We start from the raw sequence: 19,649 nt of genomic DNA, 5'->3' as shown, positions 1-19,649 counted from the left end.
TGGTCGGGGTGCGTTTTCGTATTGAGCCCATCCTCGTTGTACCCTGCTAGTCGCACCACACCGGGTCACCGGGTGGGGCAGCACCCAGGCAGGTTGCCCGAGCGGCCAATGGGAGCGGACTGTAAATCCGTCGGCTTACGCCTACGCAGGTTCGAATCCTGCACCTGCCACGCTGCGATGTCGCAAGACATCGGCTGTGCGACACGATGTTGGTGGACCCCAATTGTCACCGATGTCGCACTTGCGCCCGGCACTTGGCTCACGAACCAGAAGCGACATCCTCAGGAGCTTCCAGCATGTCGCGGCGGGGGATCCAGGCGAATTGCTTCCCGATCTTTGTTCGCTCGAGCAGACCCCGCCTCTCCAAGTCGTACAGATCGTTACGGGCGGTCTGCTTGGAAACCGCGTGATAATTCATGTGCGACTCGGCCGTGTAGTAGTTCGACGGGTCTCTGGTCGCGGACTGCACCAGAGCAACCTGACGGTGGTTGAACCCATAAGGGCCCCCGATGAGCAGCGACCGCGCACGTTGCAGTTCCAGCGTCTTCCGGTGCAAATACTTGTCGAGGGCGACGAGTGCTCGACGGATCACATCGAGGTGATAGAGGAAGAAGTAGGTGAGATCACCTTCGTCTTGTTCGGTCAGAATGAAGGATCGCGCGTACTGAGCAGGCGCATCCTTCAGGATCAGGGAGATGGCCAAGTGTTCCGTCAGCCAGAAACCCTGCTTCAGCATGCTCCAGTAGAAGAGTGCTCGCGCGGTACGCCCGTTGCCGTCTTCGAAGTAGTGGTCGTAGCCCATCATGAAGTGGATAGTGAGGGCCCGGACGACGGGCGGAACGTAAGGGTGGGAATCGATCCCAGCGTTCGCAAAGTCGCATAGGCGCTTTAGGCGGTCTGGCAGTTGCTCGACCGGTGGTGGCTTATGCAGCAGGCGGTCCTCCTCATCGAGGATTTTCACCCTGTCATCCGGGTCGGGATTGCTCTGGATGCTGCCTGCCGAGTGTGGGTCGTTAAGCGTCTTCTCAGTGACAATCCTGTGGATCTCGCAGATCCGCTCTGGCGTAAACGACTCATTACTGATCTCGCGAATGCGCTGCATCGCTCGGTAGTTGTTCAAGATCATTTGCTGGCTGCGATCTTTAGGTGGCTCGCCATAGGCGAGCATCCGCTTGGCCTCGCGGCGGGTCGTCGATGCCCCTTCGAGTTGGCTGGAACTGATCGCCTCTTCGATGAGAGATTGGATGACATAGCGGTCTCTCGAGGTCTTTGACACGACCTCTTCCGGAAGCGCGATCTGACCGCTGGCGCGCTGAGAGACGTAGTCGAGCTCGCGCAGCATCTTGTCCGGTAGTGAGTATGCGAACGGCTCACCGTCGATCATCTCGAGCGGCAACTGGCGCATGTTGGCTCGGCGCTTGAACTTGAGGCCAAGCCACCACTCTTCGTGGTTAAGGCCCTCCGGCGGTTCTTTGTACCGTAGCTTGTCCCACCACAGGTACTCCTCATCATCGGTCGTGCCGATAGTGCTCAACACTTTGACCATGCGCGGCATGTCGTCCCGCAGATTCTCCAGGAGCGTCGGAAAATCTGGCGGGGGCATCGGTGTCTTCAACTGGGACCTCCACCGCAAAAGCTAAGTAAGTCAAAAATCGTTAGACTTTGACTTACTACCGTGTTGCGTCCAAAGTACACCCAAAGTCAAGTTTTGTTTGACTTTGACTTTGGCGGAGTTGTACGGGGTTCGACCTGCCGTACCCCGCTGTTAGATGCCTGCACCTGCGACCCTGCGATTCGCAAGACATTGGAAAGCCGTAGACCCTGGTCTGCGGCTTCTTTCGTTCAGGGCCCAGAACGTCGGCCGGGAAGATCCGGTCGGCCAGCGTGAACCAATCGGCCGCGTGCACCTCGGTCACGGCGCCGCCTCGATCGCGATACCGGAGTCTGCCACCACGAGCGGAACCCGCGGACCACCACCGCCCGCCGAGGTGATCGCTTGGGTGGCCTTGGTCACCGTCGTGCTCGTGCAACTGGTCGTGTTGGAGACGGTGTCCTTGACGCAGCAGCGATAGGTCGTGCCGGGCTTGCCGTTCCACGTCACCGCCGTCTCGGAGTACGTGCCACCCCTGCCTTCGCATTCGGACTTCTGGCTCGCATGCGCGGCCGGTGCGCCGACAGTCACCAACACCCCGAGACCGAACGTTGCTGTCATCAAGATCGTGATTCCGCGTGTGATCATGCATCGATGGTCGTCGCCGAAAAGCCCTCGCAGAATCGCCGCGACGCCAGTTTTCCCGCCGGCAGAGACAGGGTTTCCTGTCGGCGGGGCAAGCCGCTACACCTCCACCGGCGGATGCAGCCGTTCGATCGTGTACTGCCGGTTGCGCCGCGCCGCCCATGACGACGCCGCCAACGACACCGCCAGGATCCCGGTCAGCACCGCGACCGCCACCCACAGCCGGTGGTCGACGCCGCCGACCGTCAGCTGCCGTAACCCGTTGACGGCGTAGGTCATCGGATCGAACGGATGGATGATCTGGAACGGTCGCGCCGTGGTCTCCACCGGATAGATGCCACCGGCCGAGACCAGCTGCAGCATCAGGAACGCCAGCGTGATCACCCGGCCGATCGCGACCCCGAACACCGCGTTGAGGGCCTGGATCATCGCCAGGAACGCCGCCGCGATCAAGCCGAGGAACAGCAGTGTCGGGATCGGGTACTTCGGTTGCAACCCGACGCCGAAGTGCACGACGACGTACATCACCAGCACCTGGCACAGCGCCAGCAGTGCCGCAGGCCAATAGGACACCAGCACCACCCGCAGGGCGTTGAGCCCGTATACGACGGGCCGAGCCTGCAGCGGCGTCAACAACATCCAGATGATCAGCGCACCGATGAACAACGCCAACGGCAGGAAGAACGGCGCGAATCCCGTCCCGAACGTCACCGCGCGGTTGTCGGTCTGCTCGGTCAGCGCCACCGGCGTCGACAGCGTCGACGCCACCTTCAGTCGCTGCACCGGCGTCCACGACGGCACCTGTTCGGCGCCCTCGCGCAGCTTCGTCGACAACACCTGCGCGCCGTCACGCAACTGCTCGGTGCCCGATGCCAGTTCACCCGCGCCCGACGCGAGCCGCTCACCGCCGTCGGTCAGCTGCACCAGCCCTGAACTCAACCGGCCCGCACCGGAATCCAACTCCGTGACGCCGTCGCGCAGCCGCACCAGGTCCGCCTTGAGCCCGCCGTCGAACACCTTTGTCAGCACGGTGCGCACGTGGCTGGTCGGGTCGGCCAGGTCGTTCTCGAGCCGCGCGGCACCGTCGCGCAGCCGCGTCAGCCCCTCGTCGGTGGCCGGGTCGATGCCGCGCGCCACCAGCACCGTGTGCACCCGGGCCAGTGTCTCGCCGAGATGCTGCACGGCCGGGTCGGGATTGGTGCGCAGTCCGCCGACGACCTGGTCGATGACCGAGGCCGCTTGCGCGTAGTCGATGTTCAGTGCGGCGATCCGGTCGGTCACCGAGCGGGCCGCAGCGCTGAGGTGCGTGGCCGCCTCCCCGACGACCTGCGGGTCCACCTGCAGATCGCCGATTAGGTCCAGTGTGGACAGCAGCGGGTCGGTGGCGGTCTTCACCGACGACGACAGCTCGCGGGTGCCCGCGGCCAGTTGCGCAGCCCCGTCACGTGCCACTGCCAGGTTCGAAGCCAACAGCTGTGCGCCGCTTGCCAATTGCGCCGCACCGTCATTGGCCGATTGCAAGCCGGAAGCCAGCTGACCCGCCCCGTCGGCGGCCTGGCGCAGGCCGGTGCCCGCCTCGGCCACCCCGGTCAGCACGGTGTCGACGGTCTGCGCGCTGACCTTCGCGTTGACCTCGTTGATGACCTCGCGGGCCGCGTTCTGCCCGATGATCGACCCGAGATAGTTGTTGGCGTCGTTGAACGTGAACCGCACCTGCGCCTTGTGCGGGTCGTCCGATGCCGAGGACGCGATCGCCGCGCTGAAATCCTCGGGCACCGTGATCGTGAAGTAGTAGTCGCCGTCGGCCAGACCGCGCGCGGCGTCCTGAGCCGACACCTCGACCAGGTCCAGCTCGCCCGAGTCCAGCAGACCGTCGGCCACCTGGTCTCCGGCGCGTAACTCCTTGTCCTGCACCATCGTTCCGGTGTCCTCGTTGACCAGCGCGACGGGCACCTTGTTCACCTCGCCGAACGGGTTCCAGAACGCCCACAGGTACATCGCGCCGTAGAGCAGCGGGAGCACCACGATCGTCACCAGCGCGATGCGCGGCACCGTGCCGCGCGAGTACCGCTTGATGTCGGTGCCCAGCGAGAATCCGGCAAGCATGATCAGCGACCACCCTTCAGGTCGACGGTCAGTTGGGCGCGCACACCGGATTCGGTGCTCACGCCGTTCACCGACACGGTGACGACGGTCTGCTCCCGGCCCAGTTCGACGAGGCGCCCCAGCAGCTGCGCGCGGTGCTCGTCGCTGGGCACGCGGTCGAGGTCGCCGACGACCAGCAGCGGAGGCCGACCGAGGTTGGCGAGCGCGATCCGCAGCAGCCTGCGGTCGAGTTCGGACAGCTCCTCGACGTAGTCACCGAGCGCGGGTATCGATAGCGTCCCGAAGACCGGCGCGCACACCCGGTCGAGCTCGGCCTCGCCGGCGCGCGGCACCCGGCGATACCACGGTGCCTCCCAGCGCAGCTGTTCGGTGATCGCGTCGGCGACGGTCACCGACTCGGCGACCTCGTCGAGTTCGTCGATGCCCGTCAACGCCGCCACCGCGAAGATCGCCCGCGCGGTGCTACGACCGAACACGGTCAGCGAGCCGGTCAGCGTCTTCATCCGCCCGGCGAGCGTCATCAGCAGCGCGGTGCGGCCCGAGCCGGGCGGACAGACCAGCACGGTCACGCCGCCGGCGTCGATGTCCAGGTCGACGGGCCCGAACACCGGCCCCCACGGGCCGCGCTGCGAGATGCCGCGGGCGACGACGGCTGCCGGCGGCGCGTCTGCCTCCGGCGGTGAATCGGACATCGGGCGCCCTTTCCGTCGACACGTCAGGGCTTAATTCATACAAGACCTGAGGCCGACGAGTGCCCCGCTAGCCCGCCTTCGCGAGCACCGATGTCCGTCCGATGCGGTCGAACCGGCGGGTGCGCGCCGCGCGCCGCTCGTCGGGCGGACAAGATGCCAACCCCGCCAGCGCGCTCTGCACCGCGGCGCCGACGCGCACACAGAACGCCCGCGGCTCCGCCGCAGCGTCCGGGCACTCGGGGATCACCGCGTCGACGATGTGATCGCGATACAGGTCCGCGGCCTTGACGCCCTGCCGCTCGGCCATCTCCGGTGCGTGGCCCGTGTCGTGATGCAGGATCGCGCTGGCACCCTCGGGCGGCAGCGGCGACAGCCATCCGTGCTGGGCGGCCAGCATCCGGTCGGCGGGCAGCAGCGCCAGCGCGGCGCCGCCGGTGCCCTGGCCCAGGATCACCGACACCGTCGGCACGTCCAGCGCGACCATGTCGGCGATGCACCGCGCGATTTCGCCCGCGAGCCCGCCTTCCTCTGCCGCCTGCGACAGCGCCGCGCCCGCGGTGTCGATCACCGTGACCAGCGGCAGGCCCAGTTCCGCGGCCAGTCGCATGCCGCGGCGCGACTGCCGCAGCGCGGCCGGCCCCAGCGGCGCCGGGCAGGACCGGTCCTGACCGAGCAGCACGCAACCCGTCTCGTCGAGCCGGACCAGCGCCAGCATCAGCCCAGTATCCACCTCGCCCTGCCCGGTTCCGTTCAGCGGCAACACCTCTCGAGCGGTATGGTGCAGCAGGTCGCGGACACCGGGGCGGGAGGGGTGACGCGACGCCAGCACGGTCTCCCACGCCCCGGCCGCGGGAGGCAGGTCGAACAGCGGTGCCGCGGCCCCGTGTGACGGCGGTGCGAGCACGGTGAGCACGCGGTCCACCATGCCGGCGAACCCGGCAACCGGCGCGACGGCGTCGACCAGACCGTGCGCGTACAGGTTCTCGGCGGTCTGCACCCCGGCCGGAAACTCCTCACCGTGCAGGGCCGAGTACACCCGCGGGCCGAGGAACCCGATCAGCGCGCCGGGTTCGGCCACGGTGAGATGACCGAGCGAACCCCACGACGCGAACACCCCGCCCGTGGTGGGGTGGCGCAGATACACCAGGTAGGGCAGCCCGGCCGCCTTGTGCGCGACGACGGCGTCGGTGATCCGCACCATCTGCAGAAGCGCCGCGGTGCCCTCCTGCATGCGGGTGCCGCCGGAGGTCGGCAACGCCAGCAGCGGCAGCCGTTCGGCGGTCGCGCGCCGGATCGCCGCGGTCAGCCGTTCCCCGGTCGCGATGCCGATCGAGCCACCCAGGAAACCGAAGTCGCACACCAGCATTGCCACGCGGCGGCCGCGGATGGTCGCCGTGCCGGTGACGACCGCCTCGTCCAGCCCGGTGTTGGCCCGCGCCGACTCCAGCGCTGCCGCGTAGTCGCGGTCGGCGGGCAGCGCGAGCACCGGGGTGTCCCACGTCGTCCACGAGCCCGGGTCGGCCACAGCGGTGATAATCTGCCGCGCACCGAGTTTCATCGCCCGACCGCCTCGAGCAGCGCGTTGTCGGCGCCCAGCACCGGGGGAGCGGTGTGCGTGCGGCGGGTGCGCTCGGCGCCGTCGGTGTCGAAGAACCGCAGCGGCGGACCGGGCAGCGTGATCCGGCCCAGGGTCGCGTGGTCGACGTCGATCAACAGGCCCTGCGACTGCGTCTGCTCCCACTCGTACACCTCGCGGATGGACCGGATCCGCCCGGCAGGCACGCCGATCGCGTCGAGCTTGTCGAGCAGCTCGTCGGTCGAGTACAACGCGAACGCCGACGCCACGAGCTCGTTGACCTGCTTCTGGTTGGCCACCCGCTGCGGGTTGGTCTCCATCCCGTCGGCGGCCGGGTCCAACCCGAACCCGTCACAGAAACGACGCCAAAGGCCTTCGCTGCCAACTGCGATTTGCACCGCACCGTCAGCGGTGTCGAACAGGCCATACGGGCAGATCGACGGATGGTGGTTACCGCTGGCCTCGCCGACCTGAGCGGCGACCGTCCACTTCGTGCCCTGGAACGCGTGCACCCCGACGACCGCGGACAGCAGCGACGAGCGCACCACCTGCCCGCGGCCGGTGCGCGAACGCTCCTGCAGCGCGGCCAGCACCCCGAACGCCCCGTACATGCCCGCGAGCAGATCGGCGATCGGCACACCGACCCGCTGCAGGTCGTGCGGCCCCGATCCGGTGACCGACATCAGCCCGGCCTCGCCCTGCGCGATCTGGTCGTACCCCGCGCGCGCGGCCTCCGGGCCGTCGTGGCCGAACCCGCTGATCGACAGGACGACCAGCCGCGGGTTGAGCTCACCGAGGGCCTGCTGTGAGAACCCGAGCTTGTCGAGCACACCGGGCCGGAAGTTTTCCAACAACACGTCGGCGCGCCGAATCAGCTCGCGCAGAGCATCTTTCCCGCGCGCGTCCTTGAGGTCCAGCGTGACCGAGCGCTTGTTGCGGTTGGCGCACAGGAAGTACGTCGACTCGCGGGGCGCGTCCTCGGGCTGCACGAACGGCGGGCCCCACCCGCGGGTGTCGTCGCCACCCGCGGGGTTCTCCACCTTGATCACCTCGGCGCCGAGGTCGCCGAGCATCATCGCGGCGTGCGGCCCGGCGAGGGCGCGGGTGAGGTCGACGACGAGCAGGCCGTGCAGCGGGCCCGCCGAGGTGTTCGAGTGAGTTGTCATGAGGACCGCCTCGGATAGTGCTGGCTTGTTGGGCTAGTGGCCTAGCCAATTCAACGAAAGCATCACGGCGGCCCGGTGTCAACGGTGCCGACGCTATCCGACGGTGAACTGAATCACGTTGCGCCAGAACATATTCAGCACGAAATGCCCGCCGGCCGGAGCGGCCGCGGGCATCCCGTCGCGCACGGTCCTAGAGCCAGCCGGGCAGCACCAGCACGGCCCACGCGATCGCCGGCCCGATGGCCACCACGATCGCGCTGTACTTGAGGATCTGCCGGTAGAACGTGTCGCGGTCGACGCCCTGGGCGTTGGCCAGCACCAGCGCACCGTTGGTGGAGAACGGGCTGACATCGACGATCGTCGACGAGATCGCCAGCGCCACAATCACTCCGACCGGACCGATCTCTCCGGCCAGCAGCAGCGGCACCGCCAGCGGGATCGTCGCACCGAGGATCGCCACCGAGGAAGCGAACGCCGAGACGATCGCACCCAGGTAGCACAGCAGCAGCGCGACCAGCAGCGGCATGCCGATCGCGGCCACCCCGTTGCCGACCCACTCGACGCTGCCGGCTTCCTGCAGGACGCCGACGAAGGTCAGCACGCCGCCGATGAGCAACACCGTCGACCAGCTGATCTGCGAGACCGCACCCTTCTGCGCCTTCGGCGAGGCCAGCGCGAGCACCGCCGCGACGGTCATCGACACGAAGCCGATGTCGAGGTCGAGGATCAGCGCGAACACCGCCAGCGCGCCGAGTCCGATCAACGTCAGCACCTGGTCGAACGAAACCGACCGGCGTGGAAGGGGACTCAGCGGGCTGTTCGGTGGCGCGGTCAGGGTCGCGGTCGACGCGGCGGTGCCGTGTCCGGAGAACACCGGAGCGCCGCCGTGTGCGCCCGCTCCGCCGGTTCCGCCGGTGCCGTCCGTCGCCCCGGCCGGGGCCGACCTGCCGGATCCGCTCGGGCCCTCTTCGTCGAAGGTGTCGTGCACGGTGCGGCCGATCAGCTTGCGTCCGCCGAGGAAGATGAACAGCAGCACGCCGATCCCGGCATTGAAGAACAGGCTGCCGAGGAACAGCGTCAGGGGGCTGTTGACGAGCTCGGCCTTGGCCGCGATGTTGTTGACGGTGACGCCGTAGATGCTGATCGGCGAGAACCCGCCGGCCTGGGCGCCGTGGATGACCATCATGCCCATCAGCAGCGCGTTGATCCGGTACTGGCGGGCGAAGGTCAGCGCGATCGGCGCGATGATGGCGACCGCGGCCGGGCCGAGCGCACCGAGTGCGGTCAACACGCCGGTGATGCCGAACATCACCCACGGGATGAAGACGACGCGCCCGCGCACCAGGCGTAGCGCGCCCTGCACCATCAGGTCGACGGTGCCGTTGTTCTGGGCGATGGCGAACAGGTATGTGACGCCGACCAACGTCAGGAACAGATCGCTGGGGAACCCGGCGATGATGTCGTCGGTGTTCATCCCGACGGCCAGTGTGCCGACCAGGAAGGCGGCGACGAACCCGAGCGTGCCCATGTTGATCGGTAGCAGCGTGGCCGCTACGAACATCGCGATGAGGGCGAGGATCGGAATCAATTCGAGCGGCATCTGCGTCTCCGAACGATCGAGCAATGAGGAGCCAGTGGCGCACTGGCCTAGCCAGTAAACCAGTGAGGCATCTCACTGTCAACCCTAAATGTGATCGGTGCCGTTCGCAGCGCGGCGATGAGCAGCGGGTATGGTTGCTGGTGCAGAGAGTAGGTGAGCTAGTGGCTGAGCAACTCAAGCCGGTGACGCGCCCGCGGCTCTACGAAGTGATCGTCGAGCAGCTGTGCGCATACATCTCGCAGAACGCCATGCAGCCCGGCGATCGGCTGCCCGCCGAACGTGATCTGGCCGCCCGGCTCGGGGTCAGCCGGGCCTCGCTGAGTCAGGCGCTGGTCGCACTCGAGGTGCAGGGCGTGCTCTCGGTCCGGCACGGCGACGGTGCGATCCTGCTGCGCCAGCCGACCGAGGACGGCGCCATCCGCGCGCTGCGCGAGCACGCCGACCGCATCCCCGACATCATCGAGGCCCGCGAGGCGCTCGAGGTGAAGCTGGCCGGCCTGGCCGCCGCACGCCGCACCGACGAGGAGATGGCCGCGATCGACGAGGCGATCGCCACGATGGAGCGTGAGGTCTCCGACGGCGACCGCGGGGTGGTCGGTGACGAGATGTTCCACCGGGCCATCACGACGGCCGCGCATTCGTCGCTGTTGGCCAAGCTGATGCTCGAGATCTCCGGGCTGGTCCGCGAGACGCGCATCGAGTCGCTGTCGCAGGAGAACCGGCCGCGCGCGTCGCTGGAAGGACACCGCCGGATCGCCGAGGCGGTGCGCCGCCAGGACTCCCAGGAAGCGGCCCGCGCGATGGCCGAACACATCCGGATGGTCTCCGACGTCGCGCTGCTGCGGGCGGGAAACTAGTCGCGGTAGGTCTTTTCGTCGAGCGCGAAGCCGACGACCAGTGCCGCGGCGACGAGTCCGACGATCACGAGGCGGATGATCATTTCGGTGCTCACCGGAACAGGTTCGCAGCGTCAAGATCACGCCGGAATCGGACAAGGTCCCCTACTCGAGGGACGAAAGTCCCTTCGTATTCCGGCTAGGTGAGCGGGGTGAAGCGGACCGCGACGATCTTCTCCCGTTCGGCCGCCTCGCGGAAGTCGGCCGCGCTCGGAACGGTCCCGTCGCGGAACGTGAGCCCCATCATGGTCTGCGCGCGTTTGGCCCCGTAGGACTGCGCGAGCCGGTGCGCGAGCTCGGCGACCGTCGCGGGGTCGGCGATCATCTCGCCGCGCATCGACGTCGTCTTGCCGCCGTGCAGCACCTCGGCGTCGGCCCCGTCGCGGAAGTTGTGCTTCCAGCCGGCGTTGGCGATCGCGTACAGCGAGCCGTCCAGCTGATGCGCGCTCACCGGAATCGAGAACTGCCGCCCCGTCTTTCGGCCCGTGAAGTTCAGCACCATGAACTGCTTGCGCAGCGGCCCGGCCAACGGCGTGCGCAACAGCACGCGCAGGGACGGGTTGACCACCCGCAGCAGGGCATCCGGCGGATGTGCGGTGCTGACCGCTGGTGTCGGATTCGTCATGGCGCCACGGTATGCCGACCGCTGTGCCGACCGCTAAAGATCGGCCAGGTCGTCGGGGACGTCGACGGCGTGCGCACGCAGCGCCTCGAGCGGGATGACCTCCAGCGTGCGTTCGTGCGTCGAGGCCAGCACCACCGGCGAGGCGAACCCGTCCTGATAGGCCTTGAGCCAGTTGACCGCGGTGACACACCAGCGGTCGCCGGGGGACAGGCCCGGGAAGCGGTACTCCGGTCGCGGGGTGGACAAGTCGTTGCCGATCGAGCGCTGGTGGCGCAGGAAGTCGGCGGTGACGACCGCGCAGATCGTATGGCTGCCGAGATCTTCGGGTCCGGTGGAGCAGCACCCGTCGCGGTAGAAGCCGGTCATCGGTTCGGTGCCGCACGGCTCAAGCGGTTCGCCGAGGACATTGAGTTCAGCCACAAGTCGTCCAAGCTGTGTCGGGGGTTTTAAGGTATCTCCTGGTGACACCTCAACATATTCGGCTGGCGGGTGGATGAAACAAGGAGACCGAGTATGTCCGCGCTGAGGACCGGTGACGGATTTCCCGACGTCGTGGTGACAGCCGTCGCCTCCACGACGTCGCTGGCGACCGACGCCGAAGAGACGTGGCGGCTGCTGCAGGAAGGGCGCAGCGGCATCCGGCCGTTGGACAAGTGGTTCATCGACGAGTTCGACTCGCCGGTGCGCATCGGCGGCGCGATCCTGGAGAACCTCGACGAACAACTCGACCGGGTCGAGCGCCGGCGCACGTCGTACATGCAGAAAATGTCGACGATCCTGAGCCGACGGCTGTGGGCGCAGGCGGGCTCGCCTGAGGTCGACACCCGACGACTGGGCGTCTCGGTCGGCCTCGCGCTCGGCAGCACCGAGGAGATCCCGCTGCAGCACGACCTGTGGCGGCAGAAGGGCCTGCGGGCGGTGTCGCCGCTGACGATCCAGATGTATATGCCCAACGGCGCGGCCGCCGCAGTCGGGCTGGACCGGCAAGCCAAGGCCGGCGTCATCTCGCCGGTGATGGCCGACGCGTCCGGCGCCGCCGCGGTCGCACAGGCGTGGCGCCAGATCGTCCTCGGCGAGGCCGACATCGTGATCTGCGGCGGCGTCGAGACCCACATCGAAGCCGTCCCGGTCGCGGCGTTCAGCCTGCAGGAACTGTTGTCCACCAACAACGACGACCCGGCCGGGGCGTGCCGCCCGTTCGACAAGGACCGCGACGGGATGGTGTTCGGCGAGGGCGGCGCGCTGCTGCTGCTCGAAACCGAGGAGCACGCCAAGGCGCGCGGCGCGCGACCGCTGGCCCGGCTGATGGGCGCCGCCATCACCTCGGACGGCTACGACGTCGTCGAACCCGACCCCGACGGTGAGCGCGCCGGCGACGCCATCGCGCGGGCGATCGAACTGGCCGGCTTGACGCCCACCGACATCGACCACATCAACGCCCACGCCACCGGAACCGTGCACGGCGATCTCGCCGAGGCCCGCGCGATCCGCCGCGCGCTGGGCGATCACAGCGCGCCGGTGTACGCGCCCAAGGCCGCCCTGGGGCACTCCCTGGGTTCCGCAGGCGCCATCGAGGCGGTGCTGACGGTGCAGACGCTGCGCGACGGCGTCGTGCCGCCGACGCTCAACCTCAAGGACCTCGACCCGCAGATCGACCTCGACGTGGTCGCCGAGAATCCCCGCCGCGGCGAGTACCGCTACGCGGTCAGCAACTCGTTCGGGCTGGGCGGCAACAACGTCGCGCTGGTGTTCGGCGCCTACTGAGCCGTCACTTGGTCAGCGTGAACTGCCCGACGTAGCTGACGTTGCGCTGGAAGAAGTCCGAGCAGCCGACCAGATACTTCATGTAGCGGTCGTAGACCTCCTGCGAGGTGGCCTCGATCGCCTTGTCGCGGCCGGCCTCCAGCGCGGTCGCCCAGGTGTCGAGCGTGCGCACGTAGTGCGTCGTCATCTCGTCGAAGTGGTCGACCGAGAAGCCCGCATTACCCGCGAACTCGTAGACGTCCTCATCGCAGGGCACCGCGCCGCCGGGGAAGATCTCCTTGGCGATGAACCGCATGAACTTCAGGTCGCTCATGGTGATCGGGATGCCCATCTCCGGCCAGCGCTTGAGCGGGTGGCCCATGATCGTCTGCAGCACCATCCGGCCGTCGTCGGGCATCACCCGGTAGCAGGTGTCGAAGAACGCCTTGTACTTCGACTTGGGCCACGCCTCGAAGGCCTCGATCGACACGATGCGGTCGACGGGCTCGTCGAACTCCTCCCAGCCCTTGAGCAGCACCCGCCGCGAGCGGTCGGTCTCCACCGCGTCGAGGATCTGCTGACCCAGCGCGCACTGGTTGCGGCTGAGCGTGAGCCCGACGACGTTGACGTCGTAGGTCTCGATCGCCCGCTTCATCACCGAGCCCCAGCCGCAGCCGATGTCGAGCAGCGTCATGCCCGGCTTCAGGTCGAGCTTGCCCAGCGCGAGGTCGATCTTCGCGATCTGCGCCTCCTCGAGCGACATGTCGTCACGCTCGTAGAAGGCGCAGCTGTAGGTCCGCGTCGGGTCCTGGAACAGGCCGAAGAAGTCGTTGGAGGTGTCGTAATGCGCCTGGACGTCTTCGTACGCCACTTTCATGGTGGCTCCTGAAGTTGTCCCCGAACCGTCCGACATCTGCGACTGACCTCCTCTGCGGCGGTTACTCAGCGTGTGCTCAGTAACGACCCACTTATATATCGCACTTTTCGTATACCGGCTAAGCAGCGGCCTTCTCGCACGTGAACTGCGCGACGTCGGTATAGCCGTCCCGGAAAAGATCGGCGCACCCCGTCAGGTATTTGCGGAAGCGCTCGTAAATCGCTTCCGACGTGATCGCGATCGCCTCGTCCTTTTTGGCTTCCAGGTTCGCTGCCCACGTGTCGAGCGTCTTTACGTAGTGCGGCTGCAGGTGCTGCTCGCGCGTCACCGTGTAACCCGCTTTGTTTGCGTGCTCACGCACCATCGAGGCCAGCGGCAAACGACCACCGGGGTAGATCTCGTCCATGATGAACTTGATGAATCTCACCCGGGACATGGTGAGGGGCAGGCCTTTTGCCTTGATCTCCTCGTCCTCGGGAATGATGATCGTGTGTAGCATCATCACGCCGTCGTCGGGCATCCAGTTGAAGGTTTTCTTGAAGTAGTCGTCGTACTTGTTGAAGCCGAAGTGCTCGAACGCGCCGATCGACACGATGCGGTCGACCTGGCCCTCGAACTCCTCCCACGGCTGCAGCCGGACTTCCATCTTGCGGTCGCTCTTGATGTTGGCGAACCGGTTCTCTTCGATGTGGCGCTTCTGGTTCTCGCTCAGCGTGAGGCCGATGACGTTGACGTCGTACTTCTCCACCGCGCGTTGGATTGTCGAACCCCAGCCGCACCCGATGTCCAGCAGCGTCATCCCGGGCTGCAGACCCAGCTTGCCCAGGGAGAGGTCGACCTTCGCGAGCTGCGCCTGCTCGAGGGTGTAGTCGTCCTTCTCGAAGTACGCGCAGCTGTAGGTCTGCGACGGGTCCTGCCAGAGCTTGAAGAACTCGTTGGAGATGTCGTAGTGGAACTGGACTTCGTCCTTGTCCGAGCCGCGAGTCTGGGAGGCCGACTTCGACAACCACTTCGATTGCGCCTGCTGTGTCGAGTTGTCCTGGAGGTTTGATGCTTCGGTCACGGTCCACCCTTAAATGCAGATCGAGGGATCGACTATTGCCTATCGCGCAGGTGTGTTCGACACGATGTACAGACCCTACCCCTCACGGAGTATTCGGCACTCGCGCGCCGCGGCATTTATCGCACACGAGATATGCAGGACGTTTGTCAGATTTTGTTGTTGCGCGTCATCCACCGCATGACCTGCCAGCCGGCGAACACCGGCAGCCACGTGGTCAGCACCCGGTACAGCAAAACGGCGGGAACCGCGACGGACGCGGCCATCCCGAACGCGGCCAGTCCGCCGATCAGCGCCGCCTCCACCGCGCCGATACCGCCGGGCGTGGGGGCCGCCGACGCCAGCGTGCCACCGACCATGGTCACGACCGTCACCGTGATGAACGACGTGTCCCCGCCGAACGCCTCGATCGCCGCCCACAACGCGAACGCGTTGCCGAGAGTTGTTGCCGCACAACCCAACATGATGGTCGCCAACCGCTTCGGTTCGCGGGCCAGTGCGACCAGGTGCCCGATCACCTCCTGCAGCCGCGGCCGCACCGCCGTCGCCAGCCAGTGGCGTAGCCGGGGCACCAGCAGGAAAGTGCCGATCAACCCGAGCAGGACACCGCCGACGAGATAGATCAGGGTGACGTTCGGGACGAACCGGGCCAGGTCGGCCGACACCCCCGCCGCGGTCGAGAAGAAGATCAGCAACGAGACGTGGGTGATCACCTGGACCGACTGCTGCAGCGCGACGGCGGTGGTCGCGCGCATCGGGTTGACGCCGCCCTTCTGCAGATAGCGCGCCGAGAGCGCCAGGCCGCCGACACCCGCCGGCGTCGTCGTGGCGGCGAACTTGTTGGCCACCTGCATCACGACCAGCCCCCACAGCGTCACCAGGCCGTCGGCGCACGCCCACAGCGCGGCCGCCGCGCCCACGTACGTCAGCCCCGACGCGGCCAGCCCGACCAGCGCCCACCACCAGTTCGCGGTGCGCAGTTCGGTGATGAAGGTAGGCACCGAGCTCAGGAACGGATAGGCGACGTAGACGAGCGCGGCCAGCAGCACCAGCTGGATCACCTGGCCGCGGGTGAATCGGGTGACCGTCTCGGCGCGGATCTCGTCGACCCGGGTCTGGCGTTTGACCTCGTCGCGGGCCGCGGAAATGACGGCCTTGGCGTCGGTCACCGAATGCCGGATGCCCAATGGAACCGCGGCCTTGGTCAGCCGGCGCGACGCGGTCAGCACGGTGTCGTTGCCGAACGCGGCGATCGCCGCGCTCACCGCCGACGGCGCGTCGTAGAGGTGCGTCGTCGTCACCAGCAGCTGGGCGATGTCGGTGCGCAACTGGGCGTCGGTGGCGCCGTACTCGGCGTTGTCGAACCCGCCGAACAGCACCACGTCGTCGTCGACGGTGATCTCGCTGGGCCGCAGGTCACCGTGGCTGATCTGGCAGTCGTGCAGCTCGCGTAGGGACTCCCAGACCCGCGCGACGGGCACCGACTCGACGCATTCGCTGATCGGGACGCCGCGCGCCGGGCTGTGCGCGTACAGCGTCCATCCGCGGTCGAGCGCGGACACCGCGATCGTCGAGGTGTTGGCGATCTTGAGCTCACCGATCGCGATCGCCATCAGTGCGCGGTGTTCGACGAGGCGGCGCATCGACGCGTGCAGTGGGGCGGTCTCGCGGTCGCGGAACCGCAGTTTGCGCCACAGCTGCAGCAGCACACCGCCGCCGCGTTGGTGCGGGCCGTACAGCTCCATCACCGCCGTCGACTGCTGTTCGTCGCAGACGGCGTTGATCACCAGCGGGCCGGCGCCGGCCGGGCGGACCACGCTCAGCCCGGAGACGGTGCAGCCGCGGCGGGCCATCGCGCGCACGGCGCCGTCGAGCGGCACCTCGAGTCCCGGTGTGCCGACGACGAGCACCACCAGCGCGCCGATGAACCAGCCGACGGCCAGCCCGAACAGCGAGCGGGCCGGCACCACGGCGCTGATCACCAGGTGGATCGGCACGAAGGCCAGCAGCAGCGTCCACCACCAGCGCCGCCAGCGGCCCGGCAGCCAGGGTCCGGACACCGTGAGCACCGCGGCCAGCATCGCGATCCAGCGCGGGTCGTCGACGAACTGCGAGGCGAACGTGTCGAGCCGGCCGGAGATGTCGAAGTGCCAGCGCGGCGCGGTCAGGCCGAACCCGCTGATCGACAGTGCCACGCCGGCGATCGCGGCCGCGGCGGCGTACGCGCCGAGCAGCTTCCACTGCCGCGCGATGATCAGGCTGACCAGGATGACGAACGGCAGCGCGACGATCGCGATGCCGTAGATCAAGTAGACCAGGTTGGCCTGGGTCGGGGTCAACACCGCGACGATCTCGGAGATCGACCGCTCCAGCGCCACCCATTCGTTGCGGGTGATCAGCGAGCTGGTGACGACGACGGCGAGGAACAGCGCGGCCAGCACGACGCGGACGATGTCGTTGGTCCGCCGCGTCAGCGGTTGCAGCAGGCTGCCCGAGACGGCGATGTCCCGCCCGTCCACACGCATGTATCAACGATCTTCCGGATTCGTGGCCGCGTCGGTAGCGACCCGCCGACAACTTAACCGGAGACCGCGGCGAACCTGCTCATTGCTCGGTTCAGATGGCGTACTGGCGCGGCTGGTGCTGCACCGAGACCCAGTGCTCGGTGGTGAACTCGTCGATCGCCCACTGCCCGCCGAAGCGGCCGATGCCCGACGCCTTCTCCCCGCCGAACGCGGTGTTGGCGTCGTCGTTGACCGGCGCGTCGTTGACGTGGGTCATGCCGGCGTCGACGCGGCGGGCGAAGCGCACCGCGCGCTCGACGTCGCGGCTGAACACCGCCGACGACAGCCCGTACTCGGTGGCGTTGGCCAGCCGCAGCGCGTCCTCGTCGCCGTCGGCGCGGATCACCGTCATGACCGGCCCGAACACCTCTTCGCGGGCGGTCGCCACGTCGTTGGAGCCGGTGAGGATGTGCGGCGGCAGGCACTGCCCGGTCGGGCCGAACGGGTCGCCGCCGATCAGCAGGGAGGCGCCGTCGCTGCGGGCGCGTTCGAGCTTGTCCTGGATCGACTCCAGTTGCGAGCGGTTGATGATCGGCCCTAGCTGGGTCTGCGGGTCGCGCGGATCACCGACTTTGAGCTGCTTGGTGTGCTCGACGAAGCGGTCGAGGAAGTCGTCAAAGACCCGGGCGTCGACGATCGTGCGGTTGCCGATCATGCAGATCTGGCCCTGGTGGAAGAACGAGCCGAACACCGCCGCCCGCGCAGCCAGGTCGAGGTCGGCGTCCTCGAGCACCACGATCGGGCCGTTGCCGCCGAGTTCGAGCGCGGTCCGTTTGATGCCGGCCTTGGCGGCGATGCCCTGCCCGACGGGCGTCGACCCGGTGAACGAGACGACGCGCGGCGTCGGATGCTGCACGATCGCGTCGCCGATGTCGGAGCCCGAGCCGACGACCACCGACAGCAGTCCCGGCGGCAGCCCGGCCTCCTCGAAGATCCGCGCGAGCAGCAGACCGCCGGTGACCGGGGTGTCGCCGGCGGGTTTGAGCACGACGGCATTGCCGACGGCGAGCGCGGGTGCGACGGAGCGGTTCGACAACTGCATCGGGAAGTTCCACGGCGAGATCACCGCGACGACGCCGACGGGTTCGCGATAGACGCGGCTCTCCTTGCCGGGGATGTCCGAGGGCATGATCTTGCCCTCGACGTGGTGCGGCATGGACGCCGCCTCCCATAGCACCGAGCGCACCAGGCTCCACTCGAGTTCGGCCTTGGCGATGGTGCCGCCGGACTCGCGGATCAGCCAGTCGGTGATCTCGTCCTTGCGCGCGCCCATGACGTCGGCGGCGTTGCGCATCACCTCCGCGCGGGCCATCGGCGGTTGGGCGGCCCAATCCCGTTGCGCCTCAGCGGCTGTCGCGTAGGCCTCGTCGAGGTCGTCGGCGTCAGCCTGCGGGATCTCGGTCAGCACGTCGCCGGTGTACGGGTCGGTGTCCTGGCGGGTCTTGTTCGCCGAACCGGGGCGCCATTGCTTGCCGATCGGCATGGTGTCGAAGTCGGGATAAGTACTCATGAAATCTGGATCGCAATCTTGGTGTGCGGGCTCTCGGCCTGGGCCTGCCACGCGCGGGGAGCCTCGTCGAGGCTGTAGCGCGCGGTCTCGACGCGGATGCGTCCGGCGGCGGCGTGTTCGGTGAGTTCCTCGTAGGCCGCACGCATCACGTCGGCCGGCATGAAGTTGTTCATGTGCCCGATGTGCGTGCGGCCCATCAGTTTGGCGAAGGGCACGGCGGCGGTCGGTCCGGCGCCCTGCCCGACGGTCACCAGCGTCGCGCCGACGGCGGTCGCGTCGAGCGCCGCGAGGAACGGATCGCCGTAGACCATGTCGAGGACGACGTCGTAGCCGTCGCCGGCTTCGCTTTTCAGTGCCGCGGCGTCGTCGCCCTCACCGAGGCGGACCACGGCGTTGGCGCCGAGCGCGCGTGCCTTCTCGAGCGCCTCGGCGCTGCGGCCGGCGCCGACCACGCGGCCCGCGCCGAGCAGCTTGGCGGCCTGCACGGCGATGTGGCCGACCACGCCGGTGGCGCCGAGGACCAGCACGGACTTGCCGTCGGACACGTCGGTGTGCCGGGTCAGCGGCAGCCACGCCGCCAGGCCCGCGATGCCGAGCGCGACGGCCAGTTCGTCGTCGATCCCGTCGGGGACGGGAAACGTCAGCGTGGGATCGACGCGGCACCGCTGGGCCCACGAGCCGAACGGTTTGGGCGGCGAGTCGAAGTACACGCGGCGGCCGTCGGCGGTCGTGCCGATGCCTTCCTTGCCGACCACCGACGGGGTCACGGGCTCGCCCATCTTGCCGGACGCCAGGGCCAGGTCGACGGGGTTGCAGCCGGCGAGGCGCACGTCGACGACCTCGGGGCCGTCGGGGTCGTCGAAGTCCTTGACCGTCGGCGTCTGTCCGGGCGCTTCCAGTACGGCGGCGCGCATGGGGTTCCTTCCGTTGGGTGCACCAGCGGGCTACCCGGTGTCGACGGTGTTAAGCGGAGTCGTTTGGTGCCGATCGGCCAGGGA

The 19,649-nt window shown here is 67.8% G+C and carries 16 protein-coding genes and 1 tRNA gene; 3 read left to right on the top strand and 14 right to left on the bottom strand.

What is annotated here, in order from left to right; translation table 11 throughout:
• The first annotated feature begins 87 nt into the window (after positions 1-87).
• A tRNA-Tyr gene (locus tag BLW81_RS01860) sits at positions 88-170 on the top strand.
• A gap of 89 nt (positions 171-259) precedes the next feature.
• On the opposite strand, the gene BLW81_RS01855 is transcribed toward BLW81_RS01860, so the two are convergent.
• The 7 genes from BLW81_RS01855 to BLW81_RS01825 form a co-directional block, all read right to left on the bottom strand.
• A complete protein-coding gene (locus BLW81_RS01855) occupies positions 260-1,615 on the bottom strand; it encodes a Fic family protein (protein ID WP_157897543.1) in 1,356 nt (451 codons plus the stop codon).
• Between the two features lie 297 nt (positions 1,616-1,912).
• Positions 1,913-2,239 carry a hypothetical protein gene (locus tag BLW81_RS01850; RefSeq protein WP_083405716.1) on the bottom strand — a complete coding sequence of 109 codons (327 nt, stop codon included), beginning with the start codon at positions 2,237-2,239 and terminating at the stop codon, positions 1,913-1,915.
• A 96-nt stretch (positions 2,240-2,335) separates the two neighbouring features.
• Positions 2,336-4,342, bottom strand: a complete 2,007-nt coding sequence (locus tag BLW81_RS01845) for a YhgE/Pip domain-containing protein (protein WP_157897542.1) — start codon at positions 4,340-4,342, stop codon at positions 2,336-2,338.
• A 2-nt stretch (positions 4,343-4,344) separates the two neighbouring features.
• Positions 4,345-5,034, bottom strand: a complete 690-nt coding sequence (locus tag BLW81_RS01840) for an ATP-binding cassette domain-containing protein (protein WP_083405714.1) — start codon at positions 5,032-5,034, stop codon at positions 4,345-4,347.
• A 67-nt stretch (positions 5,035-5,101) separates the two neighbouring features.
• Complete coding sequence (locus BLW81_RS01835; RefSeq protein WP_083405713.1) at positions 5,102-6,592, bottom strand: carboxyl transferase domain-containing protein; 1,491 nt, start codon at positions 6,590-6,592, stop codon at positions 5,102-5,104.
• Entirely contained in the window at positions 6,589-7,776 is a 1,188-nt protein-coding gene (locus BLW81_RS01830) for a CaiB/BaiF CoA transferase family protein (RefSeq protein WP_083405712.1), read from the bottom strand. The genes BLW81_RS01835 and BLW81_RS01830 overlap by 4 nt, the downstream gene beginning before the upstream one ends.
• Before the next feature lie 190 nt (positions 7,777-7,966).
• Positions 7,967-9,376, bottom strand: coding sequence for an SLC13 family permease (locus tag BLW81_RS01825; protein WP_083405711.1), 1,410 nt, complete (start codon positions 9,374-9,376; stop codon positions 7,967-7,969).
• Positions 9,377-9,537: 161 nt separating this feature from the next.
• On the opposite strand from BLW81_RS01825, the gene BLW81_RS01820 reads away from it, so the two are divergent.
• Positions 9,538-10,233, top strand: coding sequence for a FadR/GntR family transcriptional regulator (locus BLW81_RS01820; RefSeq protein ID WP_083405710.1), 696 nt, complete (start codon positions 9,538-9,540; stop codon positions 10,231-10,233).
• A gap of 178 nt (positions 10,234-10,411) precedes the next feature.
• Here the strand turns inward: BLW81_RS01820 and BLW81_RS01815 are convergent, their stop codons facing one another.
• Entirely contained in the window at positions 10,412-10,897 is a 486-nt protein-coding gene (locus BLW81_RS01815) for a hypothetical protein (RefSeq protein ID WP_083405709.1), read from the bottom strand.
• A 33-nt stretch (positions 10,898-10,930) separates the two neighbouring features.
• A complete protein-coding gene (locus tag BLW81_RS01810; protein WP_083405708.1) occupies positions 10,931-11,317 on the bottom strand; it encodes a DUF2237 family protein in 387 nt (128 codons plus the stop codon).
• 93 nt (positions 11,318-11,410) lie between these two features.
• Here BLW81_RS01810 and BLW81_RS01805 point away from each other — a divergent pair, with 93 nt between their 5' ends.
• Positions 11,411-12,661, top strand: coding sequence for a KasA/KasB family beta-ketoacyl-ACP synthase (locus BLW81_RS01805; protein WP_083405707.1), 1,251 nt, complete (start codon positions 11,411-11,413; stop codon positions 12,659-12,661).
• Positions 12,662-12,665: 4 nt separating this feature from the next.
• On the opposite strand, the gene BLW81_RS01800 is transcribed toward BLW81_RS01805, so the two are convergent.
• The 5 genes from BLW81_RS01800 to BLW81_RS01780 all read right to left on the bottom strand — a co-directional run bounded on the left by BLW81_RS01800 (position 12,666) and on the right by BLW81_RS01780 (position 19,565).
• Positions 12,666-13,517 (bottom strand): cyclopropane mycolic acid synthase family methyltransferase, encoded by an 852-nt coding sequence (locus BLW81_RS01800; protein WP_083405706.1) that lies wholly within the window; start codon positions 13,515-13,517, stop codon positions 12,666-12,668.
• A gap of 118 nt (positions 13,518-13,635) precedes the next feature.
• Positions 13,636-14,580 carry a cyclopropane mycolic acid synthase family methyltransferase gene (locus BLW81_RS01795; protein ID WP_083405705.1) on the bottom strand — a complete coding sequence of 315 codons (945 nt, stop codon included), beginning with the start codon at positions 14,578-14,580 and terminating at the stop codon, positions 13,636-13,638.
• 146 nt (positions 14,581-14,726) lie between these two features.
• Positions 14,727-17,102 carry a lysylphosphatidylglycerol synthase transmembrane domain-containing protein gene (locus tag BLW81_RS01790; RefSeq protein ID WP_083405704.1) on the bottom strand — a complete coding sequence of 792 codons (2,376 nt, stop codon included), beginning with the start codon at positions 17,100-17,102 and terminating at the stop codon, positions 14,727-14,729.
• A gap of 91 nt (positions 17,103-17,193) precedes the next feature.
• On the bottom strand, positions 17,194-18,651 hold the full coding sequence (locus BLW81_RS01785; protein WP_083405703.1) for an aldehyde dehydrogenase family protein: 1,458 nt from the start codon (positions 18,649-18,651) through the stop codon (positions 17,194-17,196).
• On the bottom strand, positions 18,648-19,565 hold the full coding sequence (locus tag BLW81_RS01780) for a quinone oxidoreductase family protein (RefSeq protein ID WP_083405702.1): 918 nt from the start codon (positions 19,563-19,565) through the stop codon (positions 18,648-18,650). Before BLW81_RS01780 ends, BLW81_RS01785 begins: the two co-directional genes overlap by 4 nt.
• Positions 19,566-19,649 lie beyond the last annotated feature (84 nt).

The sequence above is a fragment of the Mycolicibacterium rutilum genome (assembly GCF_900108565.1).
GTDB classification, from domain to species: domain Bacteria; phylum Actinomycetota; class Actinomycetes; order Mycobacteriales; family Mycobacteriaceae; genus Mycobacterium; species Mycobacterium rutilum.
The sequence above is the reverse complement of the archived record's forward strand: the minus strand, read 5'-3'. Positions and strand labels throughout refer to the sequence as shown.